Source organism: Streptomyces fodineus (assembly GCF_001735805.1).
GTDB lineage: Bacteria > Actinomycetota > Actinomycetes > Streptomycetales > Streptomycetaceae > Streptomyces > Streptomyces fodineus.
Genome location: NZ_CP017248.1, coordinates 911,473 through 933,507, shown reverse-complemented (window position 1 = coordinate 933,507; position 22,035 = coordinate 911,473). Strand labels below are relative to the sequence as shown.

Sequence of the window (22,035 nt, the reverse complement as noted above, 5' to 3'; positions counted from 1 at the left end):
AGCTCCCGACAAGCCCGAGCCCCCGACCGGCCCGAGCTTCCGGCAACCCCCTACTCCCCGTCCGCCCTCCTGGCCTCCGGCGGCCACACTCCGGGCGTCAGGACGCCCAAGGCGTAGGCACGGGCCACCAGTTCCGTGCGGTTGGAGGCGTTCCAGCGGGCCGACAGGCGCCGTAGGTGGTAGGTGACGCCGTCCTTGCTGAGGCCCAGTTCGCGGGCGGCGCCGGCCGTGGTGGCGCCGGCGGCCAGCAGGGCCAGCACCCGGCCCTCCGCCGGTGTGACCCGGGCCGGCTCCGGCTCGGGCGGCGTGCACTCGCCCCGCATCCGCAGCATCACCAAAAGGGCCGGTGTCTCGTCCACGGTGTCGCTGACCGGGTCCGCCGTCAGCTCGCCGAAGCGCTCGGCCCCGCCGGGCGCCCGCCAGCGCACCGACACCTGGTAGCGCGAGCGGTGCCGCAGCCGCAGCGCCTCGGCGATCCGCTCCACCTGCGTGGCCTCCTGCGGGCGGAACAGCTCCAGCACGTCCCGGCCGCGCAGCTGCCCCGGGGCCGTACCGCACTCCGCCGCCATCGCGGGATTGGCCAGCACGACCCGGCCGTGGACATCGCACACCGCGACCGGCACCGACACCCGGTCGAAGACCATCAGGGCCCGGTTGCGCCAGACGACCCCGTCGGCCCGCCCCAGGTCCATGCCCACCTCCCGAAGTGCCGAGCCACCCCCCTCATCCAAGACGAAGATCCAGGTCAGCGGCAAACCACACCGGGGAGCGTGGCGCCGGGCCCCGGACGCGTGGCCGGCGCAAGCCCCGTGACCAAGTTTTGACTGCGCGATCGTGTAGTGCCGGGGCACGGACCCGCACCGCCGCTCGCCCACCCTGGAACGCAGTACTCGGTTACCGCGAGTACTCCGTTACCGCGAAAGGCAGTTGTCGCGCCATGTCCCCCACCGCACTGCACCCCGACCGCGCCGGTACCCTGCCCGGCGTCCCGGTCGTCGACATCACCGCCACCGGTCCCGGCCGCACCCCTCTCCAACAGGTCATGGGCCTGATGCGCACGCACGGTCCGGTGCTCGTGCGCCGGCTGCACGGCCGGGACGCGATGTTCGTCGCCGACGCCGACCTGGTCGCGGACCTCGCCGACGAGGAGCGCTTCGCCAAGCACATCGGGCCCGCGCTGGAGAACGTGCGCCACTTCACCGCCGACGGCCTGTTCACGGCGTACAACGACGAGCCCAACTGGGCCAAGGCGCACGACATCCTGATGCCCGCCTTCGCGCTCGGCTCGATGCGCACCTACCACCCGGTGATGCTCAGGGTGGCCCACCGGCTCATCGAGTCCTGGGACCGCGCGGCGCGGGACGGACGGGCCGTCGACGTGCCGGACGACATGACCCGGATGACCCTCGACACCATCGGGCTCGCCGGGTTCGGCTACGACTTCGGCTCTTTCGAACGCGACGAGCCGCACCCCTTCGTGGAGTCGATGGTCCGCTGCCTGGAGTGGAGCATGACGCGGCTGGCCCGCACCCCGGGCCGGGACCACTCGGCGGCCGACGCGGCCTTCCGGGCGGACGCCGACTATCTCGCCGGGGTCGTCGACGACGTCATCGCCGCCCGCACCGGCACCGACCAGAGCGGCGCCGAGGACCTGCTCGGGCTGATGCTCAGCGCGCCACACCCGGCCGACGGCACCACCCTGGACGCCGCCAACATCCGCAACCAGGTCATCACCTTCCTGATCGCCGGACACGAGACGACCTCCGGCGCGATGTCCTTCGCGCTGTACTACCTCGCCAAGCACCCCGCCGTGCTCCGGCTGGTGCAGCGCGAGGCCGACGCGCTGTGGGGCGGCGCGGCCGACCCGGAGCCGACGTACGACGACATCGGCCGGCTCACCTACACCCGTCAGGTCCTCAACGAGGCGCTGCGGCTGTGGCCGACGGCCGCCGCCTTCAGCCGGCACGCCCGCGAGGACACCCTGCTCGGCGGGCGGATCCCGCTCGCCGCCGGCCAGGCCGTCAGCGTGCTCGTCCCGATGCTGCACCGGCAGCCCGTGTGGGGCGACAACCCGGAGCTGTTCGACCCCGAGCGGTTCAGCGCCGAGGCGGAGGCGGCCCGCCCGGTACACGCCTTCAAGCCCTTCGGTACCGGTGAACGCGCCTGCATCGGACGGCAGTTCGCGCTGCACGAGGCGACCATGCTGCTCGCCATGCTGGTCCACCGCTACCGGCTGCACGAGAACGCCGAGTACCGGCTCACCGTGAAGGAGACCCTCACCCTCAAGCCCGAGGGCTTCACCCTCACGCTCACCCCGCGCACCCCCGCCGACCGCGTCCACGCCCCGCTGCCCGGCGCCGCGCGCCCGCACGAGGACGGCACCCCGGCCCCTGACACGCTGCCCGCCCGGGTCCGCCCCGGCACCGGCGTCCTCTTCCTGCACGGCAGCAACTACGGCACCTGCCGCGCCTTCGCCGCCCAGCTCGCCGACGAGGCCGCCGCCGTCGGGTGTGCCACCGAGGTCGCCGCCCTGGACGCGTACGCGCAGGGGCTGCCCACCGACCGGGCCGTCGTCATCACCGCCGCCTCCTACAACGGCCGCCCCACCGACGACGCCGGTGCCTTCACCGCATGGCTCGACGGCACGCCCGACCTCACCGGCGTGGTCTACGCCGTCCTCGGCGTCGGCGACCGCAACTGGGCCGCCACCTACCAGCAGGTCCCCACCCGCATCGACGCCCGGCTCGCCGAACTGGGCGCAACGCGCCTGACCGGGCGGGCCGCCGCCGACGCCTCCGGCGATCTCAGCGGCACGGTCCGGGAGTTCACGGCCCGGCTGCGCACCGCGCTCCTGACGGAGTACGGCGATCCGCAGGCCGCCCATCCCATGGCGGACGAACCCGACCACGCCTACGAGGTCCGTACCCTGAGCGGCGGCCCGCTGGACGCCCTCGCCGAACGGCACGAGCTGGTCCCGATGACCGTGGCCGAGGCGTACGACCTGACCGCGCCGGGATATCCGCGCACCAAGCGGTTCCTGCGCATCGCGCTGCCCGAGGGCGTCACCTACCGCACCGCCGACCACCTCACCGTCCTGCCGGCCAACGCCCCGGACCTGGTGGACCGTGCCGTCGCCGCGTTCGGTCTCGATCCCGACGCCGTCCTGGACATCCGCGCCACCCGCGCGCGCCGCGACGGCCTCGCCGTGGACCGCCCGCTGACCGTACGCCAACTCCTCACACACCACGTCGAGTTGCAGGAGCGGCCGACGGCCCGGCAGCTCGCCCTGCTCGCCGAGGCCAACCCCTGCCCGCCCGAGCGGGCCGCCCTTGCCGCCCTCACCGGCGACGACCCGCGCACCCTCGTCGAACTCGCCGAGGACCACCCCGCGCTGCGCGGTGCCCTCGGCTGGCCGTTGCTGCTCGACCTGCTGACCCCGCTGCGGCCGCGCCACTACTCGGTCTCCTCCGCGCCCGCCGTCGCCCCGGGCCATGTGGACCTCATGGTCTCCGTCCTCGACGCCCCCGCCCGCTCCGGCCGAGGCCGCTACCGCGGCACGGGCTCCGGTCACCTCGCCTCCCTCGGGGCCGGTGACACCCTGTACGCCCGGATCCAGCCCTGCCGCGAGGCGTTCCGGATCGACGGCTCGGCACCGGTCGTGATGGTCGCCGCCGGCACCGGGCTCGCCCCGTTCCGCGGCGCCGTCGCCGACCGCGCGGCAGCCCGGGCGGCGGGTGCCGAACTCCCGCCCGCGCTGCTGTACTTCGGCTGCGACGCCCCCGACGCCGACTTCCTGCACGCCGGGGAACTGCGGGCCGCCGAGGCGGCCGGTGCGGTCTCGCTGCGGCCCGCCTTCAGCGCCGCCCCCGTGCACGGCGCCGCCTTCGTGCAGCACCGTATCGCCGCCGAGGCCGACGAGGTCTGGGAGCTGCTGCAATCCGGCGCCCGGGTGTACGTCTGCGGCGACGGCGCCCGGATGGCACCCGGCGTCCGCGAGGCGTTCCGCGCGCTGTACCGGGACCGCACCCCGGGCAGCGACGAGGCGGCGGCCGGGCGCTGGCTCGACACGCTCGTGGCGGGCGGGCGTTACGTGGAGGACGTCTACGCGGCGGGCTGAGCGGCACCTCCCACACCGTCCCGCGCCCTCCCGGACGCGGGGCAGGCCCGGTTCCGCTTAGCTCATATCGTGAACTAAGGCATGGAAGAATCGCGCATGCCGACTGCCCGAAGGGGTATGTTGCAGGTCGGGCAGGGTTCGTGAAGGGAGCCGCATGGCGGAGCGGAACGGGCGCACGGTACGCGACCTCAGGCGGGGCAACCGCACGGCCGTGTTGCAGAAGCTGTACTTCGACGGTCCACTGAGCCGATTCGAGCTGGGCCCGGCCACCGGCCTGAGCTCCGGCTCGGTCAGCAACGTGGTCGCCGACCTGGTCGCCGACGGCCTGGTGGAGGAGGCCGGCAGCGTCGACTCCGACGGCGGCCGGCCCCGCACCCTGCTGCGCGTCGCCCCGGACAGCGGACAGATGATCGGCGTCGACGTCGGCGAGACCCGCGTCCGCGTCGAGCTGTTCGACCTGGCGCTGACCGAACTCGCCCGCACCGAGCGCCGGTTGGCCCCGCAGGGCTACGACGCCGAGGTGATCGCCGGTCATGTCCGCGACGGCATCGCCGAGGTGCTCCGCGCCGGACGGGCCGCGCCCGAGCGCCTGCTCGGCGTCGGTGTCGGTGTCCCCGGCATCGTCGAGCACACCCCGGACCAGGGTGCCGTCGTCCACGGGCAGACCATCGGCTGGGACGCGGTCCCGCTGGAGCGGCTGCTGCGCTCGGCCTCGCAACTCGCCGACGAGATCCCGTACTTCATCGACAACGGCGCCAAGACCCTGGGCCAGGCCGAGATGTGGTTCGGCGCGGGACGCGGCGCCCGCAACGCCGTGGTCGTGCTCTTCGGCTCCGGTGTCGGCGCCTGCGTGGTCACACCCGAGGTGGAGAACGGGCGGGCGGTCGAGTGGGGGCACCTGACGGTACGGGTGCGCGGGCGCCGCTGCCGGTGCGGTGCGCCCGGCTGCCTGGAGGCCTACGCGGGCGCCGAGTCGTTGCTCGCCCGCTGGCGGGAGGCGGGCGGCCGGCCGCCCGAGGGCCTCGACGAGGAGACCGCGCTCACCGCGATGCTCGCCGCCGCCTACCCGGCCGGGGGCGCCGAGGCCGACCCGGTCGCGCTGGGCGTGCTGGAGGAGACCGCCGAGTACCTCGGAGCCGGGCTGTCCGACCTGATCAACCTCTTCCAGCCGGAGCGCATCCTGATCGGCGGCTGGGCCGGGCTCCAGCTGGGCGCGCGCTTCCTGCCCGCAGTACGCCGCCACGCGACGACGTACGCACTGCGCCATCCGGCCGACAAGGTGACCATCGACCTCGGCCGGCTCGGCCCGGACGCGGTCACCGTCGGCGCGGCGATCCTGCCGCTGGCCGACTTCTTCGCCAGCGGAGGGCGCCGCCCGGAACCGGTCACCGAGGACCGCCTGCCGGCGTGGCGAGCGGCACTCCGGCAGCGGGCGCCGCGCTGAACGGGAGCCGGCGGCACCTGCGCCGGCCGCTCAGTCCGACGGTTCGTCCGTGTCCGGTACCTCGTCGGCCGGAACCTTCTCGTCCTCCGGCGGGCGGGCCGGGGTGACCTCCCACGGGTCCTCGCCGGTGCCCGCCTGCTGGTCGGGCATGTCCCTCGGGACCGGGCCCGTCTCGCGGCCCGGCTCGGGTTCCTGCTGTGCGGCCATGACGTACTCCCCTCGGCCCGGTCAGCCGACCTTTCGTCCGCGCAACGGTTCGGTGTCCATTCCCGCGCCCTGCCGCAGGCCGCCGAGGAACTCCTGGAGGACCTCGGTCGCCGTACGCCGCGGCTGCCAGCCCAGCTCGGTGTGCGCCCGGCCGCAGTCCATCAGCGGCAGCCGCAGCACGGCGTCGAACAGGTGCGGTGAGGCCGGGAGCAGATGCAGCCCCCAGGCCGCGGCGATCGCCGACCGGGCCGCCGTACGCGGCAGTCGTACCGGGCGGCTGCCCAGCAGCTCGGCGAGCACGGCCGCGTCCAGCGGCGGGTCCGCGGCGAGATTGAAGGCGCCCCGCGCACTGTCCGAGACCACCGCGAGCCGGTAGGCCTCGGCGGCGTCGTCCGTGTGCAGCGCCTGCACGGTGAGCCCCGGGATGTCCGGCAGGAACGGCAGCAACTCCGGCCGGGCCAGCGGACCCGGCAGGAACCGCCCGCCGAAGATCCGCCGCTGCTCGCTCGCCGACTGCCGCTTGAACAGGAACGCCGGCCGCATCCGCACCACCCGCACCTCGGGATGGTCCCGCTCGAACACGTCCAGCGTGCGCTCGAGATAGGCCTTCTCCCGGCAGTACGCGGCGTCCGGCCAGCCGTGCGTCGGCCAGGACTCGTCCACCGCGCGGTCCTTCGGGCCCGGCGAGTACGCGCCCACGGAGGAGGCGTGCACCAGCACCGGCACCCGCGCCGCGGCGACCGCCTCGAACACCCGGATACCGCCGAGCACATTGGTCCGCCAGGTGACCGCCGGATCGTGCGTCGGCTGGAACGCCCAGGCCAGATGGACCACCGCGTCCGCGCCCTCGCATCGCTCCGCGAGATTCTCCTGGTCGGAGGCGATGTCCACCGCGGACCACTCGGTCTTCGGCGGCGACCAGTGCGGCGTACGCCGGGCCAGTCCGCGCACCGACTTGATCCCGGGGTCCTCCGAGAGCAGCCGTACGACACTCGTGCCGACATTGCCGGTGGCGCCCGTGACGACGACCCTGCTGCCCACTGCGCTGCTCACCTTCGGCTCCTCTCGGCCCACGGATCGGCGGACGGCCGGGTACCCGGGCCCGGTCGCGCGCACACCCGGCCATGACGTGGGAGGTAATCGACCGGTGCGCCAGGTCCGGGGAGGATCGAGGACGTCAGCGCGACGGACAGGCGTCGCACCAGGTCCCACCGCCGAGGAGGCACCCCATGCCGTACTTCGAGAGCCCCGTCGACGGCACCCGTCTGTACTACATCGACCACGGCCCGGCCGACGGCCCCGTCGCCGTCTTCGTGGCCAGCGCCTATCTCGGGCACGAGATGTGGGAGTACCAGACGCTGCCGCTCGCGGAGGCCGGCTACCGCTGCGTCGCCCTGGACCGGCGGGGCCACGGCCGCTCCGACAGCCCCTGGTCGGGCTTCGACCTCGACACCCTGGCCGACGATCTGCACGGTCTGCTCGACCACCTCGACCTGCGCGGGGTCACGCTGATCGGGCACTCCATCGGCACCGGTGAGGTGCTGCGCTGCCTGACCCGGCACGGCACCGCCCGCGTGGCCCGCCTCGCCCTCGTCGCCGGCGTCAGCCCGGGCGTGGTGCGTTCGCCGGGCACCCCGGACGGCGTGGACCCGGAGGTGGTGCGCGCCGACGACGAGGTGTTCCGGCGTGACCGGGCCGCCTGGTTCGCCTCCGGTGTCGACGCCTTCTTCGCCTCCCACCTGCCCGGCAACGAGGTGTCCCCGGAGTACGTCCGCTACCTGGTCGACCTCTGCATGAGCACCGGCCCGCGGGCCGCGATGGGCATCCGGGGCGTGGTCGCCGACCTGGACGCCGTGGCCGAACTGCCCTCGGTGAACGTGCCGGTGCTCGTCGTGCACGGCACCGACGACACCTCCGCGCCCCTGGACCGCACCGCGGAGCGCGTGGCCCGGCTGGTCCCGGACAGCACCCTGAAGGTCTACGAGCGCGGCGGCCACGGCCTGTTCGTGACGCACGGGGAACGGCTCACGGCGGATCTGCGCGAGTTCATCGACGCGGGAGCCGCCCGGGACATCGCACTCGCCGGGGCGAAGTCCGACGCCTAGCCCCCGTACCGGGCCGCCTGGACCCGGTGCCGGACAGAAGAGAGCCCCGGCCGTGACGGGGGAATCACGACCGGGGCGGTCAGGTGGTGGGCACGCACGACGGTCGCCTCTCGGCGAACGGCTCCACAGGGCTTCAGCCGGACGATCGTCCCCGCGGGCAAGAGGTGAGGCCCGGGGACACTGTCCCATCCGCACCCACGCTAGTTCAACGGACAACCACCCCATGGTGTTCCAGTCGGCCATGTGACCTGCACCACTCCCCGTGGTGCTCAGGCCAGCGGGCTCCCGTCGAGCCGTTCGAGCAGGTCGGCGGGATCGGCGTAGACCGCCTCCGCCCCGGCCCGAACAAGGTCCGCCCGCGGAATCCCGCCGCACAGCACCCCCACACAGCGCACCCCGGCCTTGCCGCCCGCCTGCATGTCCCACACGGTGTCCCCGACGAACACCGCCCGCGAGGCGGGCACCCCGGCCAGCTCCAGCGCGTGTTCCACGGGCTCCGGGGCGGGCTTGCCCTCCGTTACGTCCTCCGCGCTCGCCGTGTCCGTGATCGCGTCGTCGGCGTCGATGGCCCGGCGTAGAGCGCCCAGCTCGGCGCCGCTCGCCGAGGTGGCGAGGACGACCGTCCAGCCGCCCCGGTGCAGCCGGCGCAGCAGCTCCCCGGCCCTCGGCAGGGCGGTCAGCCGGTCGCCGTACTGGCCGTACAGCGTCTTGTGCGCGGCGCTCAGCGCACCGTCCCGGTCCGGGTCGCGGTCGTCACCCAGCAGGTGGGCGATCAGGTCCATGGAGCCGAGGCCGACGGCCCGGTGCACCGCGTGCATGGGCACGTCGTGTCCGGCCTGGCGGAAGGCCTCCCACCAGGTGACGACGTGCAGGTGATTGGTGTCGACGAGGGTGCCGTCGACATCGAAGACGGCGGCTCGGTCCATCCGCGGGTCCCTTCCTGGCTCCGGCTGCGACCGGGTACCACGCCGGGCAGGTCAGGAACCCGGCACGCGCGACGGAACCCGGCCCTCGCGGGTCCAGGCCAGCAGCTCGTCGGCGGACCAGGTGGTCACCACCCGCTCGGCGGGTACCCCGCACTCCTCGGCCCGGGCGCAGCCGAGGATCTGCCAGTCCAGCTGGCCGGGCGCGTGCGCGTCGGTGTCGACGGAGAACAGCACCTGCGCGTCCACGGCCCTGCGCAGCAGCCGGCGGGGCGGGTCCAGCCGCTCGGGACGGCTGTTGATCTCCACGGCCGTACCGGACTCGGCACAGGCGGCGAACACCGCGTCGGCGTCGAACTCCGACTCCGGCCGCCCCCGCCCCGTGACCAGCCGCCCGGTGCAGTGCCCGAGCACGTCCGCGTGCGGATTCCGTACGGCGGCCACCATCCGCCGGGTCATCGAGCGGGCGTCCATCCGCAGCTTGGAGTGCACGGACACCACGACCACGTCCAGCCGCTGCAGGAGCTCAGGATCCTGGTCCAGCGAGCCGTCCTCGAGGATGTCGCACTCGATGCCGGTCAGCAGCCGGAACGGCGCCCACCGCGCGTTCAGCCCCGCCACCACCTCCAGCTGCTCACGCAACCGTGCCGGCGACAGCCCGCGGGCCACGGTCAGCCGCGGGGAGTGATCGGTGAGCGCGGTCCACTCGTGCCCGAGCGCGATCGCCGCCCGCCCCATCTCCTCGATCGGGCTGCCCCCGTCGGACCAGTCCGAATGGGTGTGGCAGTCCCCGCGGACCCGCGCCCGCAACCCGGCCCCGGCGCCGTCACCGACCGTGGCCCCGCCCTCTTCCTCCAGCTTGCGCAGATAACCGGGCACCTCCCCGGCCAGTGCCTCCCGCACCACCTGCGCGGTCTTGGGTCCCACCCCCTTGAGCGCCTCCAGCGTCCCGGCCGCCGCCCGCTCGGCGATCTCCTCCGCGGGCAGCGCGGCCAGAGTCCGGGAAGCGGTACGGAAGGCCTTCACCCGGTAGGTGGGCGCCAGCGACCGCTCCAGCAGAAACGCAATCCGGTCCAGTGCGGCGACGGGATCCATGCAACCAAGGTTCCCTCAGGCGCCCTGACGGGGCGCGGGGAACCGCGCGCCCGGTCACGCAGGGTGCGGTCGAGTCGGCGGTCCTCGGCCTCCTGGGCGGCTCCCGCGGATGAGCCGTCGGCCCGCATTGCGTTCTACGCTGAATTGCATGACCGAACAAGGTGTTCCCCACATCGCCCATCCGCGGGTGCTGGTGCACGGGGTGTGCCCGGGCAGGCCGGGCGAACCGCCCTTCAGGATCATGGAGATCGACGGTCAGGTGGTCGGTGAGGCCAGGACCGTCACCGATGTGCTGGAGACCGCCGCCTCCTACGGCATCCCCATCCACGACCTGGACGACCCGGACGCGATCCGCTGGGTGGGCGGCGGCAAGTACACCTGGACGGTGCACTGAGGCGACGGCTCAGCCGACCGTCCACTTCTGGTTGGCGCCGCCCGTACACGTCCAGATCTGCAGGCGCGTGCCGTTGGCCGAGTTGTTCCCGGTGACGTCGAGGCACTTGTCCGCCTGCGGGTTGACGATGTCGTGCGCCCCGGTGACGGTCCATTTCTGGTTCGGGCCGCCGGTACAGTCCCACAGCTGGACCGTCGAGCCGTCAGCCGTGCCGTTGCCCGTGACGTCCAGACACTTGCCGAGCGCCCCTATCGTGCCGTCCGAGCCGACCGCCCACGCTTGCGCGGCGGTGCCGTTGCAGTCGTAGAGCTGCACCGGTGTGCCGTTGGCGGAGTTCGCGCCGGCCACGTCCACGCATTTGCCGGCCAGGCCGCGTATCGGCGCTCCGGTCGCGCTGTTGCTCGTCGTCACCGACACCGAGTCCACCACCAGCTGCTGCGGGAACTGGGTGCCGGCGTCCGGGTCGCCGGGCCAGTAGCCGCCGACGGCCAGGTTGAGGATCAGGAAGAACGGCTTGTTGTCGAACACCCAGGTCTTCCCCCCGAGGTCGGCGGGCGTGCGCCGCTCGTAGACGTTCCCGTCCACGGACCAGGTGATCGAGCCGGGCGACCAGTCGACGGCGAAGGTGTGGAAGGCGTCGGCGAAGGCCTGGCCGCCCGGCAGGGTGTAGGCCGCGCCGATGCCGCCGGAGCCGGAGTAGCCGGGGCCGTGGATGGTGCCGTGCACGGTCGAGGGTTCGAAGCCGACGTTCTCCATCACGTCGATCTCGCCCGAGTCCGGCCAGTTCACGGGCGTGCCGAGCATCCAGAACGCCGGCCACATGCCCTGCCCGCGCGGGATCTTCATCCGTGCCTCGACATGGCCGTACTGGGCGTTGAACTTGCCGGCCGTGTTCAGCCGGGCGGAGGTGTACTGGCAGGTGCCGTACCAGCACTGATAGCCGGCCGGGTTCTCCTTGCGGGCCGTGATCACCAGGTGGCCCTGACCGTCCAGAGCCGCGTTGTGCGTCCCCGAGGTGTAGTACTCCCGCTCGTGGTTGTTGACGTTGTCGCCGGTCTCCAGCGTCCACTTCGAGGGGTCGACGGCGGAGCCGGCGGGCCCGTCGAACGTGTCGGAGAAGGTGGTGACGGTCGCGGCCGCCGGCGCGGCGGCCTGGGCCCGCACCGGGCCGACGGCGGCGGAGCCGACCAGCGCGGCGGACAGGGCGGCGAGGAGGTATCTGCGGAGCAGGCGTGGGGAGGCCATGGCTCTCCATTCGGCGTGGGGGTGTGACGCCTCTTGATTTAAGGAGTGAGAAAAGAGGGCGTCAATAGTCTGGTACGGACCTGTTGTTGACGGGTCATCAGGGAATCACTTGCCCGCCGGATCGCCCACGCGCCGGTGCACCGCCCGCCCGAGCCGCCGCCCCAGCAGCAGCCAGCCCAGCAGCGCACCCGTGGTGTTGAGCAGCACGTCGTCGATGTCGAAGGCCCGTCCGGTGACCAGCGCCCCCTGGACCAGCTCCACCGCCAGCATCACCGTCGCCGTGAGCGCCAGTACCCGCAGCACCCCGCGGGCGCGCGGTGCGAGGACCGGCACCAGCACCCCGAACGGCATGCCGAGGAGCGCGTTCCCGCCGATCTGCTTCACCGCGTCCGCCGTCCTCGCGTGCTCCAGATAGGCCCGCAGGGAGCGGCCCGGATGCAGGTTGCTGTGCGTCAGATGTGCCGAGGCCGGCGACGGCTCCAGGGTGATCCGGGCCAGAACGGCGGCGAACGCCACCATGCACACGAAGGCGACCAGCATCGCCGGCAGGCGCAGGGCCGGCGGAACCGCGTGCCGCGCGGCCGGCGGGCCGGTCTTCCCGGCCTTCTTCCGTTTCCCGGGTGCGCGCAGCACGGCGGGCAGCCGCGGCATGGTACGGGCCATGGAGTCCTCCAGAACTCAACCTCTCCGCGTCGTAAGCCGGTTACCCGGTAACCGGCCCGGGATGCCGCCGTCCGGACGGCTCCGGGTGCACAACGGGTTTCCGTTCACGCTCCCGGGGCACTCCGGCTGCGGATCCGCGTGCCGCCGCCCCTCCACGGGCCCGGCGGTGCTTGGATGCCCCGAGCAGAGCATCGGACACATGGCTGCACATCCGTACAGAGCGGACCGAGGAGGCGGGAGATGAACCGGCGGACGGCCCCGCGCACGGTCCTCCGCACCATCGGTGAACTCCTGCTCTGGTGGGGGGCGCTGACGCTGCTGTGGCTCGTGCTCATCAGCCCCGTCTACCTACTGGAGTGGGTCGTCGGCGGCAGCTCCGCGGCCGTCGGGGCGCTGCTGGCACGGGCCGGACGGCGGGCGGTGACCTGGCGGTGAACGGCTGGGTGCTCGCGGCGACCATCGAGGTTGGCGGGGGAGGGGCGGCCGCCCTCTGGGGCGCCACCACCGGAACCCCGGCCCGCCGGGTCGTCGCCCAGAACATGACCACCTCGGCCCTGTGCCCGGCCCTGCTGCTGCTCTCCCAGGGGTACGGCCGCCCCGCCTACGTCGACCTCGCCCTGCTGCTGGCCCTGCTCGGCCCGGTCGGCACCCTCGTCTTCGCCCGGCTCCTCTCCGACGACCTGGAAGGCGAACGCCCCAGCGCCCGGGGCCTGACCTGGACCGCCGCGGGCCTCAGCGCGGCCGTCGTGGCAGCGGTGTCCGCCGCCACCGGTCCGGGCCGCGCGATGGTGAAGCTTTTGGTCATCGGCGCCCTGCTGATCGCCGGCAATGTGATCGCCTCACGGGCGCTGTCGGGCGGCTTCCGGGGGGTGCGGGGTGGCTGACATGGGCTTCGGCGGAGCCCGGCGGTGCGCAGCCGCGGATACATGCGCGGTGCGGCGCAGGGTGTGTGCGGCAGTGGATCGCGGGGCGACGGATGTGGTTGCGGACAGGCGGCGAAGGCGCGGGGTCGTGCGGCGGTCCCGGGGCTGCACGGCGGCGGACGCGCTGCTGGCGGGCAGGGGGCAGGAGCGCGGGCCGGCCGCCACGCCGGCGACACGGTCGCAGGGGTGCGTGGCGGGCGGTTTGCCTGCGGGGCGGCTCGGGTGTGTGCGGGTCGGCGTGTTCGTGGATCGGGGTCACGGCTGCGGGGTGGCCGGCGTGCCCGGTCGGCTGGCGGGGTGCGGGGTCGCTGACGTGCCTGGTCGGCTGGTGGGGTGGGGGATGGATGACGTGCCCGCGCGGCGCCTGCGGGGATGTGCCCCGCTCCGAGTGTGCGTGGGTCGGCTGCTGGGGTGTGCGGCGGTCGATGTGCCTGGGGGGCGGCTGGGGTGCGGGCCGACCGATGGGCTCGTGGGGCGGCCGGGGAGCGGTGCGTTCGTGGATCGGCGGCACGGGTGCGAGGTGGCTGACGTCCCCGCGCGGCGCCGACGGAAATGTGCCCCGCTCCCAACGCGGGCGGATTTGGCGCAGGAGTGTGCGGCACCCGGTGTGCCTGCGGGCAGGCGGGAGGGATGCGTCGTGCCTGCGCGGCTGTCGCAGGGGGCGGCGGTGGCTGACGTACCGTCAGTCGGGCCGTCGGTCGGGCCGAGCGGAGGTGCGATGTGGACGATGCCGTGATCGTCGTCGCGCTGCTGCTGATGGCCGCCTCCGCCACCGGTGCCGTGGCCCAGCGTGACCCCGCCCGGCAGGCGCTGGTGCTGTCCGTGCTCGGGGCCGTGCTGGCCGTGCTGTTCACCGTGCTCCAGGCGCCGGACGTCGGCCTGTCCCAGCTGGCCGTCGGCTCCGCGCTCACCCCGCTGCTGATCATGCTCAGTGTGCGCAAGGTCAGACGCCGCGGCCGCTCCGACGACGCTTCCAAGGGCGGTGCGAAGTGAACCGGCTACGGCTCGCCCTGCTGGCCGTCGGCGGCGCCGGCCTCGCCGCGCTGCTCGTCGCCGCCTGCCTCGACCTGCCCCGCTTCGGCGCCCGGAGTCACCCGTACGGCACGCGGGCCGTGCACGCCTCCCTCACCCGGCACACCGCCAACACCATCGCCTCCGTCAACTTCGACCAGCGCGCCTACGACACCCTCGGCGAGATGAGCATCCTGTTCGCCGCCGTCCTCGGCTGCGTGGTGCTGCTCCGCCAGGCCCGCGACGAACACCGGGCACAGCCGCAACCGGCCGAGGTGGCCCGGCCGGTGCGCCGCTACGCCCTGATCGTGCTGCCCGTAGCCCTGGTCACCGGCCTCTACGTCATCGCCCACGGCCAGCTCAGCCCCGGCGGCGGCTTCCAGGGCGGAGTCGTCGCCGCGACCTCCCTGCACCTGCTCTACCTCGGAGCGGACTACCGTGCGCTGGAACGCGTCCGCCCGCTCGCCGTCTACGAGACGTCCGACGCGCTCGCCGTCTCCTCCTACCTCCTGCTGGGCCTCGCCGGAATCCTGGCCGGGACCGCGTTCCTGGCCAACACGCTGCTGCCGTACGGCACCTTCAACACCCTGACCTCCGGCGGCACCGTCCCTTTGCTGAACGCCGCCATCGGTATCGAGGTGGCGAGCGCCGTCGTCGTCCTGCTCGCCAACTTCCTCGACCAGGCCGTGGAGATCGAGGAGGAACACGGGAGCCGATGACCGCCGTGATGCACGTCCTTCCCTATCTGATCGCCGCCTACGTCTTCCTGACCGGCTGCTACGGCCTCGCCACCAGCCGCAACCTCATCCACGCCGTCGGCTGTCTCGCCGTCTGCCAGTCCTCCACGTACGTGCTGCTGCTGGCGGTCGGCTACCAGAACGGCGCCACCGCCCCCGTCTTCTCCGACATCAAACCCGGCTCCCGGCCGGTGGTCGACCCGGTCGTGCAGGCACTGACCCTCACCGACATCGTCGTCGGCGCCACCGTCACCGCGCTGCTGCTCGCGCTCGTCCTGCAGATCGCCAAGCGACACGGCACGGTGGACCCCGACGAACTGCGGGAGTTGCGCGGCTGATGCACCACCTGCTCCCGCTGCTCCCCGCGATCCCCCTGCTCGGCGCCGCCCTGCTGGTGGCCACCGGCCGCCGTCTGCCCCGGTTCGCCGCCGAGATCACCGGTTTCGTGGTCTCCGGCGGTACGGCCGCCCTCGCGCTCGTGCTGCTGCTGAACTCCTCCCCGCCGATGGTCGAGTGGGTCGGCGGCTGGCTGCCCGCCGGAGGCGAGAGCGTCGGCATCGTCGTGATCGGCGACGGGCCCGCGCTCGGCATGGCCGCGCTGGTCTCGCTGCTGACGCTGGCCGCCCTCGCCTACTCCTGGCGCTACTTCGACGAACCGCCGCGCGGCCACCCCGGCGCCTTCACCGCGCTGATGCTGGTCTTCCAGGGCGCCATGTGCGGGTTCGCCATCGCCGGTGACCTGTTCAACGCGTTCGTGTTCTTCGAGCTGATGAGCGTGGTGGCCTACGCCCTCACCGGCTACCGCATCGACGAGGCGAAGGCCGTACAGGGCGCGCTGACCTTCGGTGTCGTCAACTCCCTCGGCGCGTACGCCATGCTGATGGGCATCGGCCTGCTGTACGCCCGTACCGGCGAACTGGCCATGACGAAGATCGGCCGCGGTCTCGACACGGCGGCGGGCCACGGCGGACCGGACGCGCTGGTCCTCGCCTCCTTCGTCCTGGTGCTGACCGGGCTGCTGGTGAAGGCGGCCGCCGTACCCTTCCACTTCTGGCTGCCGGACGCGCACGCCGTCGCCCCCACCCCGGTCTGCATGCTGCTGTCCGGCGTGATGGTCGAACTCGGCGCCTACGGCGTCTGGCGGGTGTACGGCACCGTCTTCGCCGGACCCGGCGGCATCCCCGCCGCCGACCTGACCCGGGCCCTGGTGACCCTCGGCACCCTCACGGCCGCGACCGGCGCCGTCATGTGCTGGTACCAGCGGCACATCAAACGGCTCCTGGCGTACTCCACCATCGCCCACACCGGCCTGTTCCTCGTGGGCCTCGGCGTCCTCACCCCGCAGGGCGATGACGGAGTCGCCCTGTACATCCTCGGCCACGCCGGAGTGAAGGCCGCGCTGTTCGCCTGCGCGGGCGTGCTGCTCGACCGGTACGGCAGCGTCGACGAGCACGCCCTGCACGGCCGGGCCCGCGAACTGCGCGCCACCGCCGTGATGTTCGCCGTGGCCGCCCTCGGCCTCGCGGGCCTGCCCCCGTTCGGCACGGCGCTCGGCAAGGCGGTCACCGAGGAGGCGGTCGGCGGCCCGCTCACCGTGGTGTACGTGGCCGCCTCCGCGATCACCGCCGGAGCCGTCCTGCGCGTCACCGGGCGGGTGTTCCTCGGGCTCGGGCCGCGCCCCAAGGACGCCGACTCCGACCTGGAGACCAGCGGATCCGAGGAGGAACCCGAGACGACCGGCCCGCTGAGCCGGATCCCGGACACCATGACAACCGTGCCCGCCGTGCTCCTCGCCGCCGCCCTCGCCGTCGGTGTGGCGCCCGGCTTCGGCGACCTGGTCGCCCGCTCCGTCAACGAGGGCGGATCGGGCGGCGCCCACGCCGTGGCGCAGTGGACGGCGCACGGCGTGCTGCTGGGCCTGGCCTCCACCGCGCTGGCCGTGGCCCTCGCCGGTCTCGCCGTGACCCGCCCGGACTGGACCGCCGCCCCCGACTGGGCCCGCCCCCTGCGCCGACTGCAGTCCGGCCACGTCGGCGACTACGTGGCCTGGCTGCTCGTGGGCGCCGCGGTACTGGGCGCGCTGGCGTTGCCGGGAGTGCTCGGCGGCTGACCGGACCCCCGGGTGAAGGCTGTGCGACGGCTGTCTGAATTCTGTGTGCGGCGGAACCAAGTCCCGGGTAAGGACCTCGCATTACCGGTGGGAATTCGATGACGCGTGATTAAAGAAATGCCCTGTACGCGGTGAGAGTTTCCTTGAAGATCGGCCACTCGGCGGTTGCGGAGGCGCGCCGTGACGAAGACTGCTGCGCATGGCCACGAACGTCCTCGACGCAGCCCCGCCCACCGGTGCGGACCGTCGCCCACCATGGCGATCACCGGAGGGCGAGCCCGCGTACGCGCGGCCGGCGCTGCTGCTCCTCACCGTCCTCGCCGCCGTTCTCTACAGCTGGGGCATCGACCACAGCCTGTACCACACGTTCTATGCGAGCGCCGCCCGCAGCATGACCGAGAGCTGGAAGGCGTTCTTCTACGGCTCATTCGACCCCGGGAATTCCATCACGCTCGACAAATTGCCGGGATTCCTGTGGCCGCAGGCGCTCTCCGCACGGCTTTTCGGATTCCATCCGTGGACGCTGGTCCTGCCCCAGATCCTGGAGGGGGTGGCAAGCCTGCTGGTCCTGCACCGTGTGGTGCGCCGCTGGGCGGGGACGCATGCGGCGCTGATCGCCTGCACGGCCTTTCTCGTGACGCCGGTGGCGGTCGGGTTGTTCCGCACCGCGGTCGAGGACCCCGCGTTCACGCTGTGCCTGCTGCTGGCGGCCGAGGCCACCCAGCGCGCGGCCCGTGACGGCCGGCTGCGCCCCCTGGTGCTGGCCGGTGTCTGGGTCGGTGCCGGTTTCCAGGCCAAGATGCTGGAGGCGTGGGCCGTACTGCCGGCGCTCGCGCTGGTCTACCTGGTGTCGGCCCCGCTCACGCTGCGGCGGCGCCTGGTCCACCTCGGTGTGTCCGCCGTGGTGATGACCGCCGTGTCGGCGTCATGGATGCTGGCCGTCACCCTCACCCCGGCCAAGGACCGGCCGTACGTGGATGGCACCACCAACAACTCCGCGTTCAGCATGGTGGTCGGCTACAACTTCCTGAATCGTTTCTCCTCGCTCGGCATCAGCGCGGCGGCCACGGGCAGCGTCAGCGCGACCCAGGGCGGCGGAGGCGGCCACGGCGGCACCGCACGGGCCTTCGGCGGGGCAGGCGCCGGACAGGCCCTCGGCGAGGCCGGTGCTCGCGGATCCCATGGCGGCCGGCTTGGCCGGGACGCAGGCGGAACGGCGGCCGACCGGGCCACGACCGCCCGGGCGGAGACCGGCCGACAGGCCGCCGGAGGGTTCGATGATGGCCAGGACGGCTGGTCGAAGATGTTCGGTACGGCGCTCGCCTCGCAGACCGGCTGGTTGTACCCGTTCGCCGCGGTGGCCGCCGTGTGCGGACTGCTGTGGTGCCGGGGTCGGCCGCGCACCGACCGGCTGCGCGCCGGATACATCCTGTGGACCGCCTGGCTCGCTCTGTACTTCCTGGTCTTCAGCGCCGGCAGCGTCGCCGGCCACACCTACTACATGGGCGTGATCGCGGTGCCGCTCGCCGCGCTCACCGGCGCCGGGACCGTGCTGATGTGGCGCGCGCACCGGGCCGGCGGGCGCCGCGCCTGGGTCCTGCCGGGCGCGGTCGCGGCGACGGCCGCCTGGGGCGCGTACCTCGCCGGGCAGTTCCGCTCGTTCGTGCCCTGGCTGGCGCCCACCGTGGCCGTGCTCGCCGTCGCAGCCGTCGTGCTGCTCCTCCTGACCCGGCCCGGCCGGCCGCGCGCCGGAGGACGCCTCGCCCTCGCCGGGCCGGCCGCGTCCCTGGCCGCTCTGCTCCTCGCGCCGAGCGCATGGGCCGTACAGGTCTTCAACCCGGCCTATCGCACCTCCGTCATGGGGACGGTCGGGCCGACCGGCACGGGCCGCGGCCTCTCAGCGGCACGACCGGGACCCGGGTGGTCCGGCCGGGCGGCCCGCGACGGCGCGCGTGGCACGGACCTGAGCGGATACGGCGGCCGGGGCGGCTTGCGGGGTTCCGCCGACAGCGGCACCCTGTCCGCGGACCAGCGCCGGCTGCTCGACTACACCCGAGCCCACCAGGGCTCTGCCACCTACACGTTCGTCACCGGCGGCTGGAGCACCGCCTCGCCGTACATCCTGGCGACCGGCGCCCACGTCGTCTCGCTCGGCGGCTTCAGCGGACGCGTGCCGTACCCCACGGAAGAGCGGTTCCGGCAGCTGGTCGACGCGGGCAAGGTCCGGTACGTACTGCTGGGCGGCGGCCGTGGCATGGGCTTCCCGAGCGCCGGCACAAAGAGGCCCACCGGAACGGAGAGCACCACCGGCAAGGAGAGGGGCGTCGCCATGGGGACGACCGCCGGCACCGGGAGGACGGCCGCCGCGCAGATCACCCGCTGGGTGGAGTCCGCCTGCACCGAGGTCCCGGCCGCGGCCTACGGCGGAACGGCCGCACCCGGCGCCGCGCCGACGGGCACGGCCCAGACGCTCTACCGCTGCGGTCCCGGTCGGTAGCATGATCCCGTCCCGGCAGTGATCAGGCGAGGAGCGGATCGTGCGAGACATCGCCGTCTTCAGCGGCAGTGCCCACCGGGACCTGGCCCGTGAGGTCTGCGCCCATCTCGGCGTACCCCTCAGGCCGGCCCGGATCAGCCGGTTCGCCAACGACTGCCTGGAGGTGCAGCTTCAGGCGAACTGCCGGGAACGGGACGTCTTCCTGATCCAGCCGCTGGTCCGGCCGGTGCAGGAACACCTGGTGGAACTGCTGCTGATGTGCGACGCCGCCCGCGGCGCCTCCGCGGCCCGGATCACCGTGGTGATGCCGCACTACTCCTACGCCCGCTCGGACAAGAAGGACGCGCCGCGCATCTCCATCGGCGGCCGGCTGGTCGCCGATCTGCTGGTGGCGGCGGGCGCGAGCCGGGTGCTCGCCATGACCCTGCACTCCCCGCAGGTGCACGGCTTCTTCTCGGTGCCGGTCGACCACCTGAACGCGCTGCACGAACTCGCCGCGCACTTTCGCCGGTACGACCTGACCCGCACCACCGTCGTCTCACCGGACCTCGGCAACGCCAAGGAGGCCGCCGCCTTCGCCCGGCTCATCGGCGCCCAGGTGGCGGCCGGCGCCAAACAGCGGTTCGCGGACGACCGGGTGAGCATCAGCTCCGTCATCGGCGAGGTCACCGGCCGGGACGTCATCGTGCTGGACGACGAGATCGCCAAGGGCAGCACCGTGCTGGAACTCCTCGGCCGACTACGGGAGTTGGGTGCCCGTTCGGTCCGGGTGGCGTGCACGCACGGGCTGTTCGCGGCCGGCGCGCTGAAGCGGCTGAGCGAGCAGCCGGACGTACTGGAGATCGTCTGCACCAACACCGTGCCGGTGCCCGCGGAGGAGGAGCACACCGACAAGCTGCGGGTGCTCTCCATCGCCCCGGCGCTCGCGGAGGCGGTACGGCGCATTCACAACGGTGAATCGGTGAGCGCCCTGTTCGAGCACTCGTAGAGCGCAGCGGCGAAGGCGTTCGCCAGTCCCGCTCACAGTGAGCCGGACGCGGCCTCGGACCGGGCCAGGGCCGCGTCCAGCGTGGGTTGTGCGGGCAGCAGCCGGGACAGACCGGTGACCCGGAAGACGCGCAGGGTCAGCGGGTGGGCGCACACCAGGTGCAACTGCCCGCCGCCGCCCAGTACCCGCGCACGGGCCCGGTACAGCAGCCGCAGCCCCGAGCAGTCGAAGAACGTGACCGGCCGCAGGTCGATGACGACGCGGGCGCCGGGCCGGCCGGTGACCCGGTCCAGCGACGGGCCGATCTCCGTCGCCGAGACCAGGTCGATCTCGCCCCGCAACTCCAGCACCGTGTGAGCCCGGTGCTCGTACACACGGAGGTGACGGGTGAGTGATGCAGGCTCGTCCCGCACGACGGCTTCACCTCCCACCCGCGCCCGGACGTCGGTCTCCCGATCGTCAAGTTACCCTTGATGGAAGGAATTTGAGCATGTTCGATTGACATATGTCTTCGAGTTTGGCGGTTGCCGTCCGGTAACCGCGCTCAAACAACCGGTCAGTCGACCAGAAGGACCAGCTTCCCGGTCGTCCGTCCCGTGTCGCCCTCTTCATGCGCCTTCGCCGCGTCCGCCAGGGGGAAGGCCCCGGCGATCGTCGCCTTCAGCTTCCCCGACTTCACCAGCTCCGTGATCGCCTCCATCCCCGCCCGGTCGGCGTCCACCAGCATGCGCACGGCACGTACGCCGAGCCGGTCGGCCTCCTCGTAGAACTCCGTCGAGCCCAGGGGCAGGATCGACACCACGACACCACCCGGCCGCAGCACCTTCAGCGACTCGACGGACGTGTCCCCGCCGAGCGTGTCCAGCACCACGTCGACGTCCCGCACCGCATCGGTGACCTCGGTCGTCCGGTAGTCGATCGGCTCGTCCACGCCGATCTCCCGCAGGAAGTCGTGCTTGCCCGCACTCGCCGTGCCGATCACATACGCGCCGCGCGCCTTGGCGATCTGCACGGCCATGTGCCCGACACCGCCCGCCGCCGCGTGGATCAGCACCCGCTGCCCGGGCCGTACGTCCGCGTGCTCGGTCAGCGCCTGCCAGGCGGTCAGCGAGACCAGCGGCAGCGCGCCCGCCTGGGCGTGGTCGATCGAGGCCGGCTTGTGCGTCAGGGCGCGGACCGGGGCGATCACATACTCGGCGTGCGAGCCGTGGCCGTACGGGTAGGGCAGCATGCCGAAGACCTCGTCGCCGGGCTCGAAGGCGACCACGCCGACCCCGGTCTCGGCGACCTCGCCGGAGACGTCCCAGCCGAGGACGAACGGCGGCTCGCCCAGGAAGCCGCCGGTGGCCCGGTGCTTCCAGTCGGTGGGGTTGACCCCGGCGGCCCGCACCCGGACCAGCACCTGGTTGGGGCCCGGCTGCGGCCGTTCCACCCGTACTTCCCTCAAGACCTCGGGACCGCCGAGGACGTCCTGGCTGATGGCTCGCATCGTGTTCACATCGCTCATGGGCACCCAGCCTGCCGGGGTCGGCCCGCCCGGGAAATGGCATGATTGCCAAGCTTCGATAGGATCGTG

21 protein-coding genes are annotated in these 22,035 nt (G+C 73.2%); 12 read left to right on the top strand and 9 right to left on the bottom strand.

Annotated features, from left to right (window positions below; all coding sequences use genetic code 11):
- Nucleotides 1-50: 50 nt before the first annotated feature.
- The gene (locus BFF78_RS04100) at nucleotides 51-692 is read right to left on the bottom strand and encodes a PAS domain-containing protein (protein ID WP_069776999.1); all 642 of its coding nucleotides are present in this window, start codon (nucleotides 690-692) and stop codon (nucleotides 51-53) included.
- A 245-nt stretch (nucleotides 693-937) separates the two neighbouring features.
- Here BFF78_RS04100 and BFF78_RS04095 point away from each other — a divergent pair, with 245 nt between their 5' ends.
- The gene (locus tag BFF78_RS04095; protein WP_069776998.1) at nucleotides 938-4,117 is read left to right on the top strand and encodes a cytochrome P450; all 3,180 of its coding nucleotides are present in this window, start codon (nucleotides 938-940) and stop codon (nucleotides 4,115-4,117) included.
- Between the two features lie 154 nt (nucleotides 4,118-4,271).
- Nucleotides 4,272-5,561 (top strand): ROK family transcriptional regulator, encoded by a 1,290-nt coding sequence (locus BFF78_RS04090; RefSeq protein WP_069776997.1) that lies wholly within the window; start codon nucleotides 4,272-4,274, stop codon nucleotides 5,559-5,561.
- A 30-nt stretch (nucleotides 5,562-5,591) separates the two neighbouring features.
- Here the strand turns inward: BFF78_RS04090 and BFF78_RS45965 are convergent, their stop codons facing one another.
- On the bottom strand, nucleotides 5,592-5,768 hold the full coding sequence (locus BFF78_RS45965) for a hypothetical protein (RefSeq protein ID WP_159032935.1): 177 nt from the start codon (nucleotides 5,766-5,768) through the stop codon (nucleotides 5,592-5,594).
- Between the two features lie 21 nt (nucleotides 5,769-5,789).
- Complete coding sequence (locus BFF78_RS04085) at nucleotides 5,790-6,821, bottom strand: SDR family oxidoreductase (protein WP_069776996.1); 1,032 nt, start codon at nucleotides 6,819-6,821, stop codon at nucleotides 5,790-5,792.
- Nucleotides 6,822-6,997: 176 nt separating this feature from the next.
- Between BFF78_RS04085 and BFF78_RS04080 the strand changes: the two genes are divergently transcribed.
- Complete coding sequence (locus BFF78_RS04080) at nucleotides 6,998-7,873, top strand: alpha/beta fold hydrolase (RefSeq protein WP_069776995.1); 876 nt, start codon at nucleotides 6,998-7,000, stop codon at nucleotides 7,871-7,873.
- 269 nt (nucleotides 7,874-8,142) lie between these two features.
- On the opposite strand, the gene BFF78_RS04075 is transcribed toward BFF78_RS04080, so the two are convergent.
- Both BFF78_RS04075 and BFF78_RS04070 read right to left on the bottom strand, forming a co-directional pair.
- Nucleotides 8,143-8,799 carry an HAD family hydrolase gene (locus BFF78_RS04075; protein WP_069776994.1) on the bottom strand — a complete coding sequence of 219 codons (657 nt, stop codon included), beginning with the start codon at nucleotides 8,797-8,799 and terminating at the stop codon, nucleotides 8,143-8,145.
- 51 nt (nucleotides 8,800-8,850) lie between these two features.
- Entirely contained in the window at nucleotides 8,851-9,891 is a 1,041-nt protein-coding gene (locus tag BFF78_RS04070) for a PHP domain-containing protein (protein WP_069776993.1), read from the bottom strand.
- A 148-nt stretch (nucleotides 9,892-10,039) separates the two neighbouring features.
- Between BFF78_RS04070 and BFF78_RS04065 the strand changes: the two genes are divergently transcribed.
- Nucleotides 10,040-10,285, top strand: coding sequence for a hypothetical protein (locus BFF78_RS04065; protein ID WP_069776992.1), 246 nt, complete (start codon nucleotides 10,040-10,042; stop codon nucleotides 10,283-10,285).
- Nucleotides 10,286-10,294: 9 nt separating this feature from the next.
- On the opposite strand, the gene BFF78_RS04060 is transcribed toward BFF78_RS04065, so the two are convergent.
- Both BFF78_RS04060 and BFF78_RS04055 read right to left on the bottom strand, forming a co-directional pair.
- A complete protein-coding gene (locus tag BFF78_RS04060) occupies nucleotides 10,295-11,530 on the bottom strand; it encodes an RICIN domain-containing protein (protein ID WP_069776991.1) in 1,236 nt (411 codons plus the stop codon).
- A gap of 105 nt (nucleotides 11,531-11,635) precedes the next feature.
- Nucleotides 11,636-12,193, bottom strand: coding sequence for a VanZ family protein (locus BFF78_RS04055; RefSeq protein ID WP_193433406.1), 558 nt, complete (start codon nucleotides 12,191-12,193; stop codon nucleotides 11,636-11,638).
- A gap of 240 nt (nucleotides 12,194-12,433) precedes the next feature.
- On the opposite strand from BFF78_RS04055, the gene BFF78_RS04050 reads away from it, so the two are divergent.
- The 8 genes from BFF78_RS04050 (at nucleotide 12,434) to BFF78_RS04015 (ending at nucleotide 20,459) form a co-directional block, all read left to right on the top strand.
- A complete protein-coding gene (locus BFF78_RS04050; RefSeq protein ID WP_069776989.1) occupies nucleotides 12,434-12,628 on the top strand; it encodes a hypothetical protein in 195 nt (64 codons plus the stop codon).
- The gene (locus BFF78_RS04045) at nucleotides 12,625-13,077 is read left to right on the top strand and encodes an MrpF/PhaF family protein (RefSeq protein ID WP_069776988.1); all 453 of its coding nucleotides are present in this window, start codon (nucleotides 12,625-12,627) and stop codon (nucleotides 13,075-13,077) included. The genes BFF78_RS04050 and BFF78_RS04045 overlap by 4 nt, the downstream gene beginning before the upstream one ends.
- A 759-nt stretch (nucleotides 13,078-13,836) precedes the next feature.
- On the top strand, nucleotides 13,837-14,109 hold the full coding sequence (locus BFF78_RS04040) for a Na(+)/H(+) antiporter subunit B (protein WP_069776987.1): 273 nt from the start codon (nucleotides 13,837-13,839) through the stop codon (nucleotides 14,107-14,109).
- Nucleotides 14,106-14,846 (top strand): MnhB domain-containing protein, encoded by a 741-nt coding sequence (locus tag BFF78_RS04035; RefSeq protein ID WP_069776986.1) that lies wholly within the window; start codon nucleotides 14,106-14,108, stop codon nucleotides 14,844-14,846. Before BFF78_RS04040 ends, BFF78_RS04035 begins: the two co-directional genes overlap by 4 nt.
- Before the next feature lie 8 nt (nucleotides 14,847-14,854).
- Nucleotides 14,855-15,202, top strand: coding sequence for a sodium:proton antiporter (locus BFF78_RS04030; RefSeq protein WP_069783367.1), 348 nt, complete (start codon nucleotides 14,855-14,857; stop codon nucleotides 15,200-15,202).
- Nucleotides 15,202-16,974: a complex I subunit 5 family protein gene (locus tag BFF78_RS04025; RefSeq protein WP_069776985.1), complete on the top strand. Its 1,773-nt coding sequence runs from the start codon at nucleotides 15,202-15,204 to the stop codon at nucleotides 16,972-16,974. The genes BFF78_RS04030 and BFF78_RS04025 overlap by 1 nt, the downstream gene beginning before the upstream one ends.
- 199 nt (nucleotides 16,975-17,173) lie before the next feature.
- Nucleotides 17,174-19,471 carry an ArnT family glycosyltransferase gene (locus BFF78_RS04020; RefSeq protein WP_069776984.1) on the top strand — a complete coding sequence of 766 codons (2,298 nt, stop codon included), beginning with the start codon at nucleotides 17,174-17,176 and terminating at the stop codon, nucleotides 19,469-19,471.
- A 40-nt stretch (nucleotides 19,472-19,511) separates the two neighbouring features.
- Nucleotides 19,512-20,459 (top strand): ribose-phosphate diphosphokinase, encoded by a 948-nt coding sequence (locus BFF78_RS04015; protein ID WP_069776983.1) that lies wholly within the window; start codon nucleotides 19,512-19,514, stop codon nucleotides 20,457-20,459.
- Nucleotides 20,460-20,491: 32 nt separating this feature from the next.
- Here BFF78_RS04015 and BFF78_RS04010 read toward each other — a convergent pair whose 3' ends face one another.
- Together BFF78_RS04010 and BFF78_RS04005 are read right to left on the bottom strand one after the other, a co-directional pair.
- Nucleotides 20,492-20,872: an anti-sigma factor antagonist gene (locus tag BFF78_RS04010; RefSeq protein WP_069776982.1), complete on the bottom strand. Its 381-nt coding sequence runs from the start codon at nucleotides 20,870-20,872 to the stop codon at nucleotides 20,492-20,494.
- A gap of 143 nt (nucleotides 20,873-21,015) precedes the next feature.
- The gene (locus BFF78_RS04005; protein WP_193433405.1) at nucleotides 21,016-21,966 is read right to left on the bottom strand and encodes an NADP-dependent oxidoreductase; all 951 of its coding nucleotides are present in this window, start codon (nucleotides 21,964-21,966) and stop codon (nucleotides 21,016-21,018) included.
- Nucleotides 21,967-22,035: the final 69 nt, after the last annotated feature.